This window comes from Bacteroides sp. MSSM.1001136sp1_RTP21357st2_D2_RTP21359_211015, from assembly GCF_040913205.1.
Taxonomy (GTDB): domain Bacteria; phylum Bacteroidota; class Bacteroidia; order Bacteroidales; family Bacteroidaceae; genus Bacteroides; species Bacteroides ovatus.
The window spans coordinates 69,174-86,352 of sequence record NZ_JBDFVF010000014.1; the positions used below are offsets into that span (position 1 = coordinate 69,174).

Consider the following 17,179-nt stretch of genomic DNA (forward strand, 5'->3'; position numbering starts at 1 on the left):
AATTTTCAAAGCGCTGCCTTTATGTTCTTTTGTTCTTATGTCTAAAAATAAATTATCAAAATCTGTATTAATCTGTGTAACCCTGGGGTGAAATATTTCCTTTTCCTTTGCAAGATTAAATGTGAAATGTCCTATCTTTGCATATCATGGAAAAATTTGAGTTACATATATTGGGATGCGGTTCCGCTTTGCCTACTACGCGACATTTTGCGACCTCTCAAGTCGTAAACTTGCGTGAAAAACTATTTATGATTGATTGTGGCGAGGGAGCACAGATGCAATTACGCCGCTCGCGACTGAAATTTTCCCGATTAAATCATATCTTCATCTCTCATCTACATGGTGACCATTGTTTCGGATTGTTGGGACTGATCTCTACATTCGGATTATTAGGGAGAACTGCTGATTTACATATTCATTCTCCAAGAGGACTGGAAGAGTTGTTTGCGCCGATGCTTGCTTTCTTTTGCAAGACTTTGACTTATAAGGTGTTCTTCCATGAATTCGAAACGAAAGAACCGATGCTCATTTACGATGACCGTTCGGTGACTGTAACCACAATCCCTTTAAAACATCGAATTCCCTGTTGTGGTTTCCTTTTTGAAGAGAAACAGCGTCCTAATCATATCATCAGAGACATGGTAGACTTTTATAAAGTCCCGGTCTATGAACTGAACCGCATCAAGAACGGAGCGGATTTTGTAACTCCCGAGGGAGAAGTAATACCCAATTTACGTTTAACCCGCCCTTCGGCTCCGGCGCGTAAATATGCTTATTGTTCCGATACAATCTATCGTCCGTCCCTTGCTGAACAAATTAAAAATGTAGATTTGCTTTTCCATGAGGCCACCTTTGCACAGACCGAGCAGGCACGCGCTAAGGAAACTTATCATACCACTGCTGCACAAGCCGCGCAACTAGCTTTGGACGCCAATGTGAAACAATTGGTGATCGGACACTTTTCAGCCCGTTATGAAGATGAATCTGTTTTACTTCATGAAGCGTCCGCCATTTTTCCACAAACCATTTTAGCGAAAGAAAATTTGTGTATTGACGTTGATGGAGGAACTGTCTATGAAAAGTAGTCGACTGCTTTGGGGAGTAATCATCCTGCTCTTTGGTTGCCTGGCAGCCTGTAAAAAAGAGAAACCTCAATCTCCGATACCGGATTCTTTGTCTTCCCTCCAGGAACTGTTCTATCCTGCTTATCAAATAAATGCAGACAGCATTCATCAGATGATTCGTATTGGCCTGAACGAAAATCCGGTAACTCCCTGGGATTCGGTTTTGCTGGCACATTATCAGGAAAAGGATGAATTCTTTTGGCTGAACGATTCTCTCATATCCGATAAACCTGCCGTACAGGTGGCAGACTCGATGTTATTCTGGTTAGGAAACATTTCACAACATGGAGTTAATCCGAATCTGTATCCTGTCGATAGCATCCGTGAGGAATTGCAACAGATACGAACCTTGAAACTGCGTGAAGGGAAAACGATGAACCGTCTGCTGGCAGACGTGGAGTATCAGTTAACAGCCGCCTATCTTTCGTATGTGTGTCAATTGAAATTCGGATTCTTGCCTCCGGAGCGCAGATGGAATGATTCGATCGACCACATTCCTTTAAAACAATGTGACGTGAAGTTTGCAATGGCCGCTCTCGACTCTTTGCGTGCAAATCCTAACGCCGCTTTTCACCGGGCGCAACCCGCTTCCCCGCTTTATCATAAGATGCAGGAAGAGCTGGTTCGTGTGAATGGCTGGGGAGTGACAGATACTACGGATTATTATCGCGACCGCCTATTGGTAAACATGGAGCGGGCACGTTGGCAATATGCATTGGATAAAGGACGAAAATATGTGATAGCTAGTGTGGCGGCATTTATGTTGCAAGCCGTCAACGAAGAAACAGACTCTATCTTGGAGATGCGTATTTGTGTAGGGACTGTGAAGAATAAAACTCCTCTATTGTCAAGCAGGATTTATTATATGGAACTGAATCCTTACTGGAATGTGCCTCAAAGCATAATTCGGAAAGAGATCATTCCTACTTACCGCAGAGATACGACGTATTTTACCCGTAACCGCATGAAGGTATACGATAAGAATGGACTCCAGGTAGATCCCCACAGTATTAAATGGGCGAAGTATGCAGGAAGTGGCGTACCTTATACGGTGAAGCAGGACAATAAAACAGGGAACTCCTTGGGACGTATCATCTTCCGTTTTCCCAATCCTCATTCCGTATATCTGCATGACACTCCGTCACGGTGGGCTTTTACACGGAATAATCGTGCGGTGAGCCACGGTTGCGTCCGTCTTCAAAAAGCACTCGACTTCGCGTTCTTCCTGTTGAAAGAGCCGGATGAATTGTTGGAAGACCGTATTCGTATTGCAATGGATATCAAGCCGGTGAGTGAAGAGGGAAAGAAGCTGCCCATCAGTGCGGCTTATCGTGAATTGAAACATTATAGTTTGGAACAGTATATACCTTTATTTATAGATTATCAGACAGTTTATCTGTCTACCGATAATAATTTGAGGTATTGTGAGGACATTTATAAATATGATCCGTCCTTACTAGAAGCGATGAATAACCTGAATTTGAAACCATAAATAAACATACAGATACGAGAGATTATGATCCCTTATAACGAACGCGAAGTTCTGAAACTCCTTCAGGAGGAGAGTACACAGCGGAAAGGATTTGAAATGATTGTGGGGCAGTATAGCGAGCAATTGTATTGGCAAATCCGCCGGATGGTACTGTCGCATGAGGATGCGAACGATCTCCTGCAAAACACTTTCATCAAGGCATGGACGAATATCGATTATTTCCGTGCCGAGGCGAAGCTGTCGACCTGGCTCTATCGCATCGCGCTGAATGAGTGTCTTACCTTTCTGAATAAGCAGCGTGCCATGACTACCGTGGATATTGACGATCCCGAAGCAGTAGTTGTGCAAAAGCTGGAAAGTGACGCCTATTTCTCGGGCGACAAGATACAGATGTGCTTGCAAAAAGCCTTGCAGACTTTGCCCGAAAAGCAGCGTATGGTGTTCAACCTGAAATACTATCAGGAAATGAAGTACGAAGAGATGTCGGAAATCTTCGGCACGTCGGTCGGTGCACTGAAAGCATCTTATCATCATGCGGTGAAGAAAATTGAGAAGTTTTTAGAAGAAATAGATTAAACCTTTTAAATGAGACACTGTCTAATGAAAAGAGAGGAGAAAAACGTATGAAAGAAGAAGATATTTTATTGAAGAAGCTTGGAAAGGAAAATTCCTTCAAAGTGCCCGATGGTTACTTTGAGAACCTGACTTCGGAGGTAATGAATAAACTTCCTGAAAAAGAGAAAGTTGCTTTTAAGGAAGAACCTGTCAGCACATGGACAAGACTGAAACCATTGCTCTATATGGCAGCTATGTTTGTAGGGGCGGCCTTGATTATCCGGGTGGCGTCAACAGACCATAAACCTGTTACAGCGGATGATGTAGCGGTGACAGAAGTGGATACTGAAGTAGTCGTATCTGACGAAATGATTGATGTAGCAGTGGATCGTGCCATGCTCGATGATTATTCGTTATATGTTTATTTGAGTGACGCAAGTGTAGAATGATTTATAAAAACTGATTGAATACAGAAAATGAGAAAACTTATCGCATTGGTCGTTTTGTTATGTGGCTTTATGCCTGTTCTTTGGGCTGCTGATGGATGTGATCAGCATTTATCACGGGAGGAGTTCAGGGCAAAACAAAAAGCTTTCATTATCGAACAGGCTGGATTGAATAAAGAAGAAGCAGCCAAGTTCTTTCCCGTTTATTTTGAACTCCAGGATAAAAAGAAGAAACTGAATGATGAGTCATGGGATTTGATGCGCAAAGGCAAGGATGATAAAACAACGGAAGCTCAATATGCAGAAATCAACGAGAAAGTAGCCAACAACCGTATTGCTGCCGACCAGCTTGATAAAACTTATTTGGGTAAGTTTAAAAAGATTCTTTCAAGCAAGAAGATTTTTCTCGTGCAACGTGCAGAGATGCGTTTTCACCGCGAAATGATAAAAGGTATGAATCGTAGCAAAGACAAGGGAGACGATTCAAAGAAGAAATAAAGAAAACAGAGCGTCCGATTCGTATGAACAGACGCTCTGTTTGAGTAAAATGGAGGCTCTGTCCGGTGGGAATAGAGCCTCTGTTTTTTTATGCCGGTAAGGAAGTTACAGTCCTTTTTTCTTTGCTTCATTCCAAATGGCATCCATCTCTTCGAGAGACATATCTTTCAGACTTTTTCCTTCCTTGATGGTGTGCTCTTCCAGATAATTGAAACGGCGGATAAACTTCTGGTTGGTAAGTTCTAGTGCATTATCGGGATTGATTTTATAAAGGCGTGCCGCATTGATTAGGCTGAACATCACGTCGCCGAATTCAGCTTCCGCTTTCTCTCTATCCATGTTGGCCACTTCCTCCTGAAATTCACCTATTTCTTCTTTCACTTTATCCCAAACCTGTTCCCGTTCTTCCCAGTCGAAGCCTACATTGCGAGCTTTGTCCTGAATACGGTAAGCCTTGATAAGCGAGGGCAGGGCAGCGGGCACACCGCTTAATACACTTTTGTTTCCATCTTTCTCTTTGAGTTTCAACTGTTCCCAATTCTCGGAAACTTGTCCGGCTGTCTCTGCTTTCACCTCTCCAAACACATGCGGATGGCGGAAAATCAGCTTATCGCACAACTTGTCGCAAACATCTTTGATGTCAAAATCTCCTGTTTCCGAGCCTATCTTGGCATAGAAAGCGACGTGCAATAATACGTCTCCCAATTCTTTGCAGATTTCTTTCTTGTCATCCCTCATCAGGGCATCGCAAAGTTCGTAAGTCTCTTCTATGGTGTTGGGACGCAGACTTTCATTCGTCTGTTTACGGTCCCAGGGACATTTAACACGCAGTTCGTCGAGAATGTCCAGGAAGCGTCCAAAGGCTTCCATCTGTTCTTGTCTGGTATGTGACATAAATCTATCTATTTAATTCATTTTTTTCCATTCCTGGTAAGAAATCAATAACCCTACTACTTCCGAGTAGTTCTGGCGGCCACTTTCTATCTTGTTTCCTTTCAGGTAAAGATCGTATATCCAATCCTGTACGGCTCCCACTACCGGGCTATACTTGGCAGCCCAATAGGCTTGATTATTCTTGGCTAATTCAATAATTTCCGGTCGGATGCGTTGAAAGAGTTTTGCATATTCTTCTTCTGAAAGTAATCTTTTTGCATTCCCCAGTACATGCCCCAGTACAGAGAAATATCCGGAGAAACGGATACCCATTGCCTGTGAACGGGTACAAACCTGATAGGCATAGAAATTGGCTTCCGCTTCGCTGGTGATACCTAACAAGTGGGCTAGTTCATGAGCATAAGTGGCGGGGTAGTTAGCGGGAAGCAAATCTCCGTTAAGGGTGAATTCGCAGAAGAAAGGCCCCATGCTACCGGTTACTCCTACCATGGAAATGAACGGAGTAAACAACATGGTCTTTACTCTCGGATGATCGTGTGGAGGTCGGTGCACGCCCAAGCTATCACTTAACTGATTATAGATTCGTACGGTTTCTTCCTGTATCAAATCCTGGTTGATACTATTTACAGGGGTGTACGAACGATTTAATTGGGTGATATAGTCGTCAACGAACTCCTGAAAATTTTCGGGAGTGTAGGCTGTATATGGGATTTCGGTTCGTTGGTAAAAGTTCTTTTGAGAATAATTCAGTCCCCAAGCCAGATAGAACCATACATAAATCCACAACAGATATTCGCCGTCACGCAATAAAATTTTCTTCCAAGACAACTTTTTGCGGAGACGGGCATAAATAGGATAAATAATCACACCCGCGATACTAAGGAAGATAAATAAGTCTCCTATCGCAAAAGGAAATAAATTGGAAAAAAACGACAAAACGTAAGAGATAAAAGGATAGATTGTTTGCGAATAGATTGTTGCCAGAGCAGGAATCCATTGCGTTAGCCACACTAGGATTAAGATTGCTCCTAAGGCTAAATATCTTACATTTGGCTTCTTTTTCATCATTTGTTTAATATCAGTCAACAAAAATATGCATTAAATAGACGTCGCGCGAAAAAATACCTCTATATTTGCAAAAAATCTGTTAACAATGGCTTTATAACTTGTATAATAGGGAAAGTCATTCAACATAAACCGGATAAAAGATGGCTACATCAGAAGAAATTGAAAAGTATTGCCGGAATTGCGTATCACGTGATTTCGTGAATGGTAAAGGTCTTGTTTGTAAGCGCACCAGAGAACTTCCTGCTTTTGAAGAAGAATGTGAAAGTTTTGAGAAAGATGAAGAGCTGGAAAGATTAGCCCCTCCCAAGCCGGAAGACTTCCCGGTATCTATGACAGAAGAAGAAATGCTTGCCGAAGAGAATCTTTCCAAAGGAGTACTGTACGCAGTCGCTGCCTGTATTGTGGGTGCGGTGGCATGGGGACTGATATCTGTTTCTACGGGTCGTCAGATTGGATTTATGCCCATTGCTATCGGATTTATGGTTGGCTTTGCCATGCGGAAAGGGAAAGGAATACGTCCCATTTTCGGAATTATCGGTGCGGCATTATCCCTGATTAGTTGTGTCCTGGGTGATTTCTTTTCCATTATCGGGTATATTTCCCAGGATTATGATATGTCCTATTTCGACGTTCTGGTAAGTGTGGACTATGGAGAAATATTCTCTATTATGCTGGAAAATGTGATGTCAATGACTGCTTTATTCTACGGATTCGCTCTTTATGAGGGGTATAAATTCTCTTTCCGTGCACAGAAACACCCCGAGGGTGGTAAGATTTGAATTTAAATTATTAATTTTGCACCCGTTATTTTTAGAATATACATTATCATATATACATAAAACAATATGGAATTAGCAAGTAAGTACAATCCCGCTGACGTGGAGGGAAAATGGTACCAGTATTGGCTGGACCATCATTTATTCAGTTCGAAACCCGATGGCCGTGAACCTTACACCATCGTCATTCCGCCCCCGAACGTCACCGGTGTGTTGCACATGGGACACATGCTTAATAATACCATTCAGGATATTTTAGTTCGTCGTGCCCGTATGGAAGGCAAGAATGCCTGCTGGGTACCGGGAACTGACCATGCTTCTATTGCTACTGAAGCTAAAGTAGTAAACAAACTTGCTGCTCAAGGCATCAAGAAAACCGACCTGACTCGTGACGAATTCCTGAAACATGCTTGGGATTGGACAGACGAACACGGAGGTATCATCCTGAAACAACTTCGTAAACTCGGTGCATCCTGCGACTGGGATCGTACTGCTTTCACTATGGACGAGAAACGCAGTGAAAGTGTACTGAAAGTTTTCGTAGACCTGTTCAATAAAGGATTGATCTACCGTGGTGTCCGTATGGTAAACTGGGACCCGAAGGCATTGACCGCTCTTTCTGACGAGGAAGTGATCTACAAAGAAGAGCACGGAAAACTATATTACCTCCGCTATAAAGTAGAAGGTGATCCGGAAGGACGCTATGCCGTAGTGGCAACTACCCGCCCTGAAACAATCATGGGTGACACAGCGATGTGTATCAACCCGAACGACCCGAAAAACGAATGGCTGAAAGGTAAGAAAGTGATCGTTCCGCTGGTAAACCGCGCCATCCCTGTGATTGAAGATGATTATGTAGACATCGAATTTGGTACAGGTTGCCTGAAAGTGACTCCTGCTCATGACGTAAACGACTATATGCTGGGTGAAAAGTACAACCTGCCTAGCATTGATATCTTCAACGATAACGGTACATTGAGCGAAGCTGCCGGTATGTATATCGGCATGGATCGTTTCGATGTTCGTATACAGATAGAGAAAGACCTCGAAGCTGCCGGACTGCTGGACAAGACAGAAGCCTATACAAATAAGGTAGGTTACTCGGAACGTACCAACGTAGTGATCGAACCGAAACTATCTATGCAATGGTTCCTCAAGATGCAGCATTTTGCAGACATGGCATTGCCTCCGGTAATGAACGATGAACTGAAGTTCTATCCTGCAAAATACAAGAATACCTACCGTCACTGGATGGAGAACATCAAAGACTGGTGTATCAGCCGTCAGTTGTGGTGGGGACATCGCATTCCTGCTTATTTCCTTCCGGAGGGCGGTTATGTGGTAGCTGCTACAGCAGAAGAAGCATTGGCAAAAGCGAAGGAGAAAACCGGCAATGCCGCCTTGACAATCGAAGATCTCCGTCAGGACGAAGATTGTCTGGATACCTGGTTCTCTTCCTGGTTGTGGCCTATCTCTTTGTTCGACGGAATCAACAATCCGGGTAACGAAGAAATCAACTATTACTATCCGACCAGCGACCTTGTGACAGGACCGGATATTATCTTCTTCTGGGTAGCCCGTATGATTATGGCAGGCTACGAGTACGAAGGACAGATGCCGTTTAAGAACGTTTACTTCACAGGGATCGTTCGTGATAAACTGGGACGTAAAATGTCCAAGTCACTCGGTAATTCTCCCGACCCGTTGGAGTTGATCGAGAAATACGGAGCCGATGGAGTACGTATGGGTATGATGCTTTCTGCTCCTGCCGGAAACGATATTCTTTTCGATGACGCACTTTGCGAACAGGGACGTAACTTCTGCAACAAGATATGGAATGCTTTCCGTCTGATTAAGGGCTGGACAAATGCCAAAGGTACTATTGAGATCCCTACCGATGCACATCTGGCAGTTCAGTGGTTTGACCAAAGACTGGATGCGGCAGCTGTTGAAGTGGCCGATCTCTTCTCCAAATATCGTTTGAGCGAAGCGTTGATGCTGGTTTACAAACTGTTCTGGGATGAATTCTCTTCTTGGCTGTTGGAAATCGTGAAACCTGCTTATGGACAGCCTGTTAATGGCTTTATTTATAGTATGGTTCTTAGCTCTTTCGAGCGTCTGCTTGAATTGCTGCATCCTTTTATGCCATTTATCACAGAAGAATTGTGGCAACAACTGCGTGAGCGTGAACCGGGTGAAAGTTTGATGGTTACTCAACTGTTTGAACCGGTCGGAGCAAATGAACAATTCCTGGCAGAGTTTGAAGTAGCTAAGGAAATCATCAGTAATGTCCGTAGCATCCGTTTGCAGAAAAACATTGCTCTGAAAGAAGAACTCGAATTGCAGGTTGTAGGCACTCATCCGGTAGAGAAATTGAATCCGGTGATTATCAAGATGTGTAACCTGTCTTCCGTAACAGTGGTAGAAAGCAAATCAGAAGGTGCTTCTTCTTTCATGATAGGAACGACCGAATTTGCCGTGCCATTGGGTAATATGATTGACGTGGAAGCCGAAATCGCCCGTATGGAAGCCGAATTGAAGCATAAAGAAGGATTCTTGCAGGGAGTGATGAAGAAACTTAGCAACGAGAAATTCGTCAATAATGCTCCGGCTGCCGTTCTTGAACTGGAACGTAAGAAGCAAGCCGATGCAGAGAGCATCATTAATTCTTTGAAAGAAAGTATTGCGGCTTTGAAGAAATCATAATCCTTTGATACTTAATTTTATATAATAAAGGGCATCTCAATTCGTTTTGGGATGCCTTTTTTTTGCACTAAAGAAATTAATACTATCTTTGCTTCCGCTATTTATAGAATACCACAAATGAAACAATCGTTACGGATCATTCCATTCCTCCTTGGATTATTCCTTTTTATTGAAGGATTCTTATCACCTGCGTCAGCCCGAACCGAAAATACAAATAAAGAAGTACTGGTTTTAAACTCGATTAATTTCAATCTGCCTTGGGCTAAAAACTTTTATTGGTGTCTTCATGATGCTCTTCAGAAACAAGGAGTTTCTGTGAAGGCGGAATCGCTTTCCGTACCTGCTCTGGTGAATGAGATGGAGGCGAATGCCGTAGTCACCCATTTGCGTCAGAAGTATCCGGAGCCTCCCACTGCTATCGTGATGATTGGAGATCCGGGATGGATTGTTTGCCGCGAATTATTTGATGATGTATGGAAAGAAGTTCCGGTAATCGTGACAAATGCCCGCGACCATTTACCTGCTTCTCTTGAGGTCTTATTATCTCATGCCCCGTTGACGGAAGCCAATACAGTTTCCGGCGATGAATGGAGGCGGGGATATAATATAACTATCTTGAAGCAATATTATTATGTAAAGGAGACAATCGATTTAATTTATAAACTGATACCTGATATGGAACGTCTGGCGTTTATCTCCGACGATAGGTATATCAGTGAAGAAACTCGCGGAGATGTAAAGGAAGCTGTAGAAGAGAACTTCCCGGACTTGAATCTGGATTTACTTTCCACCACTCAATTATCTACAGAAATGTTGTTGGATACTTTACGTTGTTATAAACCGAATACGGGAATCATTTATTATTCTTGGTTTGAGTCGCATAACAAAAATGATAATAACTATCTTTTTGATCATATTCAGGAAGTGATTGTCAATTTTACTCCATCTCCATTGTTTTTACTTTCTCCCGAAGACTTGTCGAATAATACTTTTGCAGGAGGATATTACGTTTCGACGGAATCGTTCTGTAAATCTTTGCTGGAAATACTTGGTCGTGTCTTGGATGGAGAACAGGCACGTGATATTCCCGGTGGGGCGGGAGGAGAAGGAAGTGCCAATCTCTGCTATCAAGTGTTGAAATCCTACAATATACCTTCTTCCCGCTATCCAGACGATGCGGTTTATGTCAATGAGCCCAAGACTTTTTTTCAACAGTATTACATTCAAATACTTTCCTGTTCATTCTTTTTGTTGATTTTGATTGTTGCTATCATATATTATATCAGCATTCTTCGGAAAGCATATAGTCGCCTGCATGAAGCAATGGAAAAAGCGGAACAGGCCAATCAATTGAAATCCGCCTTTCTGGCTAATATGAGTCATGAGATACGTACCCCCTTGAATGCCATTGTAGGATTCTCCAATATGCTTCCTCATGTAGAAAACCGTGAAGAAATGTCCGAATATGTAGAACTCATTGGAACAAATACGGATTTGTTGCTCCAGTTGATTAATGATATTCTGGATTTGTCGAAGATTGAAGCCGGTACATTCGATTTCTATCCTGCCTTGATTGATGTGAACCAGACGCTTGAAGAAATCGAGCAAAGTATGCAGCTACGTCTTCGGCACAATAATGTGACTTTCACATTTGCGGAGAGACTGTCCCAATGTACATTGTATACGGATAAGAACCGTTTGATTCAGCTGCTTGCCAATTTTGCAGTTAACGCCATCAAATTTACAGAGGTGGGTACTATCCGTATGGGATATCGTTTGCTTGATCCTGAAACGATTTATTTTTATGTGTCGGATACAGGCTGTGGAATGTCTTCTGAACAGTGTATTCATGTCTTCGAACGGTTTGTGAAGTACAATTCCTTTGTGCAAGGTACCGGACTGGGACTTTCTATCTGCCATACGATTGTAGACCGCTTGGGAGGGAAAATAGGAGTGGAGTCGAAAGAGAACAAAGGATCTACTTTCTGGTTTACCTTACCTTATCGGCAGAATTAATGCTTTACTTCTTTCCAATCTATCAGTAGATAAGTTGCTATACTCTTATTGCAAACTTCCTTTCCCTTATTGGATAAGTTGTCTTTGACCAAGAAGAAACTATAAACGCAAGTTCTGATTGTATAATTGCAAGTTGCATTTATATAACCGGAACTTGCAGTTGTATAAATGAAGCTTGCAATTATAGTTTTCTCGTAGCCAAAAAGAAGTTTGGCAGTAGGGGAATGCAAGTTTACCTCTAATACAACGGAAGTTATCTATTAGTACTTTAATAGACAGATAGTAATAGATAAGAAAATAGATGGTTGGTTTGTTTTAAGGAAATAGAATCGGTAGTAATAATGGCAGATAATCCTTTAAATCTACGCGTAGTTGCTTTAATGCTTGTTGAATACGGTAATCTACTGTTTTGGGAGATATTCCCAGAATTTCCGCTATTTCTTTATAACTCATATCCCGGAACCTATGCATCACAAAAGCTTCCCGATAACTTTCCGGCAATGTGGCGATGGCATCCTTGATGCGTTGTGTCAACTCTTCAACTTGATAAAGATCCGTATCTTGCAGCATCTCCTGCATCTCTTCATAAAATCGAGTGTCGGCACGTTGGGTGGCATCAATATGTGCAAGCTTGTTCAGAGCTTTGCGGTATATCATTTTAAAGAGGTATGAACTAAGTGAAGTTTCGATAATCAGATTTTCTCTGTTTTCCCAAATCCATAAAAGAGAGTCCTGCACAATTTCTTCCGCATCTTCCAGATCTACAAAACGATGACCATAAGCACACAGTGTCGGATAATACCTCCGAAACAGTGCGTCGAATGCCTTTTGGTCTCCCTGTTGTATGGCAGATAGTAAATAATTGTTTTCTAACAGGTGAATTTCTTTCATGTATTAGTTTGATATTTCACTGCAAATATAGCTTTTTTATAAGAAAACAAAGATTTTATGAAAAAAAATGAGATTTGGTTTAGGAAACCCACAAGTCTCCCTTGTCTTATAGTAAAAGGCAATAAAATAAGAATATGGATAAAACTGATTATAATAGAATAGAAGAACTGCTTCCCCGTTATTGTGAGGGACTGGCAACAGAAGAAGAGCGTCTGCAAGTTGAGGCGTGGATGGATGAATCGGAAGAAAACCGACGGATAGCCAAACAGATACATACTCTCTATCTTGCCACAGATACTGTTCATATCATGACGAAAGCCGACACAGAGAAAGCATTGACAAAGGTGAAAAGTAGAATGTCGGGTAACAGACAAAGGAAAACGATGTGGTGGGAATGGACACAACGTGCGGCAGCAGTTTTGTTCATCCCGCTTCTCGTTACTCTGATGGTACAACATTGGGGAGGAAGCGAACAGGAATTGGCACAAATGATGGAAGTGAAAACAAATCCCGGAATGATGACTTCTCTGACATTGCCCGATGGCACATTGGTTTTCCTGAATTCCGAATCGACCTTGAGTTATCCCTCACGCTTCGATAGCGACACGAGAAATGTAACATTGCAGGGAGAGGCTTATTTTGAAGTAGCCAAGAACCCGGAAAAGAAGTTCATAGTTTCTACTTCCCACCAATCACAGATCGAAGTACTGGGAACTCATTTTAATGTAGAGGCTTATGAAAAAGAAGACCGGATTGCAGCAACATTGGTTGAAGGAAAGATAGGTTTTATTTATTCATCTGACAATGGCTCGAAAAAGGTGCTGATGGATCCCGGACAGAAGCTGGTCTATGATACAAGAGACAGTAAAGTGCAGCTTTATGCCACCTCCGGTGAGTCGGAAATAGCTTGGAAAGAGGGAAAGATTATATTTAGAAATACTCCTCTCGAAGAGGGATTGCGAATGTTGGAGAAGCGGTATAATGTGGAATTCATTATTAAAAACGACCGTTTGAAAGGAGACTCATTTACTGGCACGTTTACTAATCAACGCCTTGAGCGTATTTTGGAATATTTCCAGCTTTCTTCTCAAATCCGTTGGCGTTATCTTGATTCGCCGGATATTAAAGATGAAAAGAGTAGAATAGAAATATATTGATTGAATAACCTTAAAAGCAAAATTACAATGAAAGGCAGACCTCCTTGAATAAAAAACATACGGGACGATATTGGCGTATCTTCCCGTATGAAAATTGGTAAATCTTTTTGATGCTTGTTTGGCGACAAGCTTAGATAAACTTTTTATTAACTTTAAGTCATTACAAATTTATGCAAAATTATTTTAGCATCCAATTTTTGTGGGTGGTAAAGTCGCTTTGGCTAACCTCAAAAAAAATCCCATTATTTATGAGACTATTGATTTTGTTCTTAGTATGTTCTATCGGACTAACTTATGCAGCCGATAGTTACGCTCAAAAGGCTTTAATCAGTATTGATGTACGTAATCAGCGGGTGGAGGACATTCTAAAAGAAATTGAAGAGCAGTCTGATTTTGATTTCTTCTTCAATAATAAGCATGTCGATTTGAATCGTCGCGTATCAGTTTCTGCTGATAAAAGCAACATTTTTAGTGTGTTGAAAGAAATCTTTTCCGGTACTAATGTGAAATATTCGGTACTGGACAAGAAGATTATACTATCTGTTGAAGCAGAGTCGCCGCAGCAGGAGAAAGTGATTGTGGTCAATGGAATTGTGACTGACCCTGCTAATGAACCTGTCATTGGTGCCAGCGTGTTGGAAAAAGGAGTAAAGGGAAATGGTACTATCACCGATCTGGATGGAAAATTTACATTGAAGATTAGTGCTGAAAGTGTGGAACTGGAGGTTTCATACATCGGTTTTCAAACACAGGCAATAAAGGTTGTTCCGGGTAAGAAATTATTAATTGTACTTAAGGAAGACACAAAGGTCTTGGATGAGGTAGTAGTGGTAGGCTATGGCACACAGACAAAGAAGACACTGACTGGTGCTGTTTCTATGATGGATATGAAAGATATTGAAGCTACTACTGTAACGACTGTTTCTCATGCTTTAGCTGGTAAAGCAGCTGGCTTGAAAGTTAATTTACAGTCAGCCCAACCGGGAGGAGGTTCCAAATTTCGTATTCGTGGTGAAGCTTCAACGGGAGCAGGAAATGAACCATTGTTTGTTATTGATGGATTTCCGGTTAGCTCCGGAAGCTCACTAGAGTCCGGTAATATCTATAAAGCCGGTACGATGGATAATGTATTAGAATCATTAAATCCGGATGATATAGAATCTATTTCGGTCTTGAAAGATGCTGCTTCTACCGCTATTTATGGAGCACGTGCAGGGCATGGTGTGATTTTGATTACTACCAAGAGAGGTAAAACTGGTAAGCCGGCTGTCTCTTATTCGGCTTCCGGTTCTGTACAGAATATTCGTGCCAATTATGATATGCTGGATGCTGCACAGTTTATGGATATGTATAACAAACAAACATACGAAAAATATTTGGTTCAGTATGGATTGGGAATTTATGAGGGATATGTAAAATCCAGTGAGACACCGACTGGTTATACTCCCGGTTATACGAATGACCAACTGAAATATGTGAACGGAACGGATTGGTTGAAAGAAGTGACTCGTTTGGGATACATGCAGCAACATAACCTTTCTATTAACGGAGGATCGGAATCTATGCGTTATATGGCTTCTATCAATTATATGGATCAGGATGGAGTTGTGAAAAACAATGGAACAAGCCGTTTCTCCATGCGATTGAACTTTGACTATGAACTAAGTAAGTATGTATCTGTAGGAATAACTTCCAGCTACTCACAGAATAAATATGATAACGTTCCTTTAGGAGATGGCGAGAATGAAAATTCCGGTATCTTGACTGCTGCTATCCGTGCAAATCCAGCTTTACCTATTTATGATGAAAATGGGGATTATTACATCGATCCCCGCCGTGCTACAACTCCCAATCCAGTTTCTTTGCTTGAGATTACAGATAAAACGACCAAGGACCGTATCATGGGATCTGCATTTATTACAGTTAAACCAGTTTCTGGATTAGAACTAAAGTTAAATTTAGGGGCTGATCGTAGGTTTCAGAAGCGTTCCAATTATTTGCCGAAAACGACATTGGAAGGAGAACGTAATCTGGGTTCAGGTTATATTAGTCAGGAAGATGCTCAAGATTACTTGATGGAATTAACGGCTAGTTATTCAAAAACATTTAAGGAACATAATTTAAAGGTACTGGGCGGATATTCTTTCCAAAAATTTACGACAGAAGGCGTTTCTGCCGGAAATACGGAATTTCTGATTGACGGTTTCTCATATCATAATCTCGGTGCGGGAGGAGCTGCAAAGCCTTCCGTTGGCTCTTGGGCTTCTAAAAACAGTTTAGGTTCTTATTTTGCCCGTTTGAATTATATGTATGCCAACCGCTATTTGTTTGAAGCAACAGTGCGTGCTGATGGGGCTTCAAATTTTGAACCGGACAATCGCTGGGGATTTTTCCCTTCTGTTGCGTTAGGATGGGTGATGAGTGAAGAAAAGTTTATGGAGAAAACACGTTCATGGTTGTCTAATTTGAAATGGCGTGTCTCTTATGGACAAACAGGTAACTCTAGTGTCGGTAACCGAGTAAAAGATGCCTATAGTGTAGGATATAGTTATGTTATAGGAGGGACGGAGAAAAAGGGGGTATATGCTTCAAAATTGGGAAATCCGTTATTGACATGGGAAACGACCAGTGAATTCAATGCTGGAGTTGACTTAGGATTCTTCAATGACCGTGTCCGGCTGACTGCCGAATATTTCAATCGCCGTATTACTGATTTGTTGGTATCCGAAAAAAAGTTGCTCTCCTATAATGAGGTGAATAAGATTGCAGCTAATGCAGGTGCTACGAAAAGCCAAGGTGTCGAAGTAACCTTGAATACCACCAATATATCAACCCGAAATTTTACATGGAATTCGACGTTAACGTTAGCTCATTATAATGATCGTTGGGATAAACGTCCGGTTGACTGGAAACCTAATTCATACGAAAAGAAAGATGATCCTATCCGGGCATGGTGGGCGTATGAATCTGAAGGTATTCTTCAAGTAGGTGAGAAGGCTCCGGCTGCATAGGCAGACCTTCTTCCGGGACAAGTCAAAATTAAAGATCAGAACAAGGATGGCGTTATTAATGATAATGACAAAATATACATGGATAATGGTGATCCCAAATTAACCTTCGGCTTTAATAATTCGTTGCGATATAAGAATCTGGATTTTACCATTTATTTCTATGGGGAAACCGGGCGTAAACGTGGCGCGTCTTATCTGGAAGACTGGACACAGGCTGCTCAAGGAGCGAATGTTTCTACGTATGTATATAATTCATTTAGCAGTCAGAATATTACGGCTACCGATCCCTCTTTCTTGTATAGTGCTTATGGTTATGGTGACTTTTATGTGAAAAACAGTTATTATATCCGTTGTGGAAATATAACTTTGGGATATACATTACCATTGAAGAAGAAATTCCTGCAAAGTTGCCGTATTTATGCAGATATAAACAATCCGTTCATAATAACTAACTGGACAGGGTTGGATCCGGAAACGGATAACGGAACCTATGCTTATCCAAATATAACTTCTTACAGTTTAGGTATTAACATTAAGTTTTAAGT

12 protein-coding genes and 1 pseudogene are annotated in these 17,179 nt (G+C 41.6%); 10 read left to right on the plus strand and 3 right to left on the minus strand.

The features are described from left to right. Window positions 1–146: 146 nt before the first annotated feature. From AB5217_RS10855 to AB5217_RS10875, 5 genes are read left to right on the plus strand one after another with little or no spacing between them, the layout of a single operon-like run. Complete coding sequence (locus AB5217_RS10855) at window positions 147–1,085, plus strand: ribonuclease Z (protein ID WP_032843135.1); 939 nt, start codon at window positions 147–149, stop codon at window positions 1,083–1,085. Continuing rightward, a complete protein-coding gene (locus AB5217_RS10860) occupies window positions 1,075–2,616 on the plus strand; it encodes a L,D-transpeptidase family protein (protein ID WP_229115808.1) in 1,542 nt (513 codons plus the stop codon). Before AB5217_RS10855 ends, AB5217_RS10860 begins: the two co-directional genes overlap by 11 nt. Window positions 2,617–2,640: 24 nt before the next feature. Next, window positions 2,641–3,192 carry an RNA polymerase sigma factor gene (locus tag AB5217_RS10865; RefSeq protein WP_004304634.1) on the plus strand — a complete coding sequence of 184 codons (552 nt, stop codon included), beginning with the start codon at window positions 2,641–2,643 and terminating at the stop codon, window positions 3,190–3,192. Window positions 3,193–3,239: 47 nt separating this feature from the next. Beyond that, window positions 3,240–3,620, plus strand: a complete 381-nt coding sequence (locus tag AB5217_RS10870) for a hypothetical protein (RefSeq protein ID WP_032843140.1) — start codon at window positions 3,240–3,242, stop codon at window positions 3,618–3,620. 27 nt (window positions 3,621–3,647) lie between these two features. Then, on the plus strand, window positions 3,648–4,115 hold the full coding sequence (locus tag AB5217_RS10875) for a hypothetical protein (RefSeq protein WP_004301847.1): 468 nt from the start codon (window positions 3,648–3,650) through the stop codon (window positions 4,113–4,115). A gap of 105 nt (window positions 4,116–4,220) precedes the next feature. Here AB5217_RS10875 and mazG read toward each other — a convergent pair whose 3' ends face one another. Both mazG and AB5217_RS10885 read right to left on the minus strand, forming a co-directional pair. Next, window positions 4,221–5,009 carry a nucleoside triphosphate pyrophosphohydrolase gene (mazG, locus tag AB5217_RS10880; protein WP_032843142.1) on the minus strand — a complete coding sequence of 263 codons (789 nt, stop codon included), beginning with the start codon at window positions 5,007–5,009 and terminating at the stop codon, window positions 4,221–4,223. 12 nt (window positions 5,010–5,021) lie between these two features. Further along, a complete protein-coding gene (locus AB5217_RS10885) occupies window positions 5,022–6,077 on the minus strand; it encodes a DUF3810 domain-containing protein (protein ID WP_032854775.1) in 1,056 nt (351 codons plus the stop codon). A 140-nt stretch (window positions 6,078–6,217) separates the two neighbouring features. On the opposite strand from AB5217_RS10885, the gene AB5217_RS10890 reads away from it, so the two are divergent. The 3 genes from AB5217_RS10890 (at window position 6,218) to AB5217_RS10900 (ending at window position 11,575) form a co-directional block, all read left to right on the plus strand. Continuing rightward, window positions 6,218–6,856: a hypothetical protein gene (locus tag AB5217_RS10890; RefSeq protein WP_004309825.1), complete on the plus strand. Its 639-nt coding sequence runs from the start codon at window positions 6,218–6,220 to the stop codon at window positions 6,854–6,856. Window positions 6,857–6,922: 66 nt separating this feature from the next. After that, entirely contained in the window at window positions 6,923–9,559 is a 2,637-nt protein-coding gene (locus tag AB5217_RS10895) for a valine--tRNA ligase (RefSeq protein ID WP_008650965.1), read from the plus strand. Window positions 9,560–9,676: 117 nt separating this feature from the next. Beyond that, complete coding sequence (locus AB5217_RS10900; RefSeq protein WP_032843169.1) at window positions 9,677–11,575, plus strand: sensor histidine kinase; 1,899 nt, start codon at window positions 9,677–9,679, stop codon at window positions 11,573–11,575. A gap of 315 nt (window positions 11,576–11,890) precedes the next feature. On the opposite strand, the gene AB5217_RS10905 is transcribed toward AB5217_RS10900, so the two are convergent. Beyond that, window positions 11,891–12,466, minus strand: coding sequence for an RNA polymerase sigma-70 factor (locus AB5217_RS10905; protein WP_032843150.1), 576 nt, complete (start codon window positions 12,464–12,466; stop codon window positions 11,891–11,893). 134 nt (window positions 12,467–12,600) lie between these two features. On the opposite strand from AB5217_RS10905, the gene AB5217_RS10910 reads away from it, so the two are divergent. Together AB5217_RS10910 and AB5217_RS10915 are read left to right on the plus strand one after the other, a co-directional pair. Then, on the plus strand, window positions 12,601–13,623 hold the full coding sequence (locus tag AB5217_RS10910) for a FecR domain-containing protein (protein WP_032843153.1): 1,023 nt from the start codon (window positions 12,601–12,603) through the stop codon (window positions 13,621–13,623). 170 nt (window positions 13,624–13,793) lie between these two features. Continuing rightward, window positions 13,794–17,177, plus strand: a pseudogene (locus AB5217_RS10915) (TonB-dependent receptor). The last annotated feature ends 2 nt before the right edge of the window (window positions 17,178–17,179 follow it).

Excerpts from the sequence above, each read along its gene's own strand:
- AB5217_RS10860 (WP_229115808.1), top strand. The coding sequence starts at position 1,075 with ATGAAAAGTAGTCGACTGCTTTGGGGAGTAATCATCCTGCTCTTTGGT.
- AB5217_RS10885 (WP_032854775.1), bottom strand. The coding sequence starts at position 6,077 with ATGATGAAAAAGAAGCCAAATGTAAGATATTTAGCCTTAGGAGCAATC.
- AB5217_RS10870 (WP_032843140.1), top strand. The coding sequence starts at position 3,240 with ATGAAAGAAGAAGATATTTTATTGAAGAAGCTTGGAAAGGAAAATTCC.
- AB5217_RS10865 (WP_004304634.1), top strand. The coding sequence starts at position 2,641 with ATGATCCCTTATAACGAACGCGAAGTTCTGAAACTCCTTCAGGAGGAG.
- AB5217_RS10905 (WP_032843150.1), bottom strand. The coding sequence starts at position 12,466 with ATGAAAGAAATTCACCTGTTAGAAAACAATTATTTACTATCTGCCATA.
- AB5217_RS10895 (WP_008650965.1), top strand. The coding sequence starts at position 6,923 with ATGGAATTAGCAAGTAAGTACAATCCCGCTGACGTGGAGGGAAAATGG.
- AB5217_RS10855 (WP_032843135.1), top strand. The coding sequence starts at position 147 with ATGGAAAAATTTGAGTTACATATATTGGGATGCGGTTCCGCTTTGCCT.
- AB5217_RS10890 (WP_004309825.1), top strand. The coding sequence starts at position 6,218 with ATGGCTACATCAGAAGAAATTGAAAAGTATTGCCGGAATTGCGTATCA.
- mazG (WP_032843142.1), bottom strand. The coding sequence starts at position 5,009 with ATGTCACATACCAGACAAGAACAGATGGAAGCCTTTGGACGCTTCCTG.
- AB5217_RS10910 (WP_032843153.1), top strand. The coding sequence starts at position 12,601 with ATGGATAAAACTGATTATAATAGAATAGAAGAACTGCTTCCCCGTTAT.
- AB5217_RS10900 (WP_032843169.1), top strand. The coding sequence starts at position 9,677 with ATGAAACAATCGTTACGGATCATTCCATTCCTCCTTGGATTATTCCTT.
- AB5217_RS10875 (WP_004301847.1), top strand. The coding sequence starts at position 3,648 with ATGAGAAAACTTATCGCATTGGTCGTTTTGTTATGTGGCTTTATGCCT.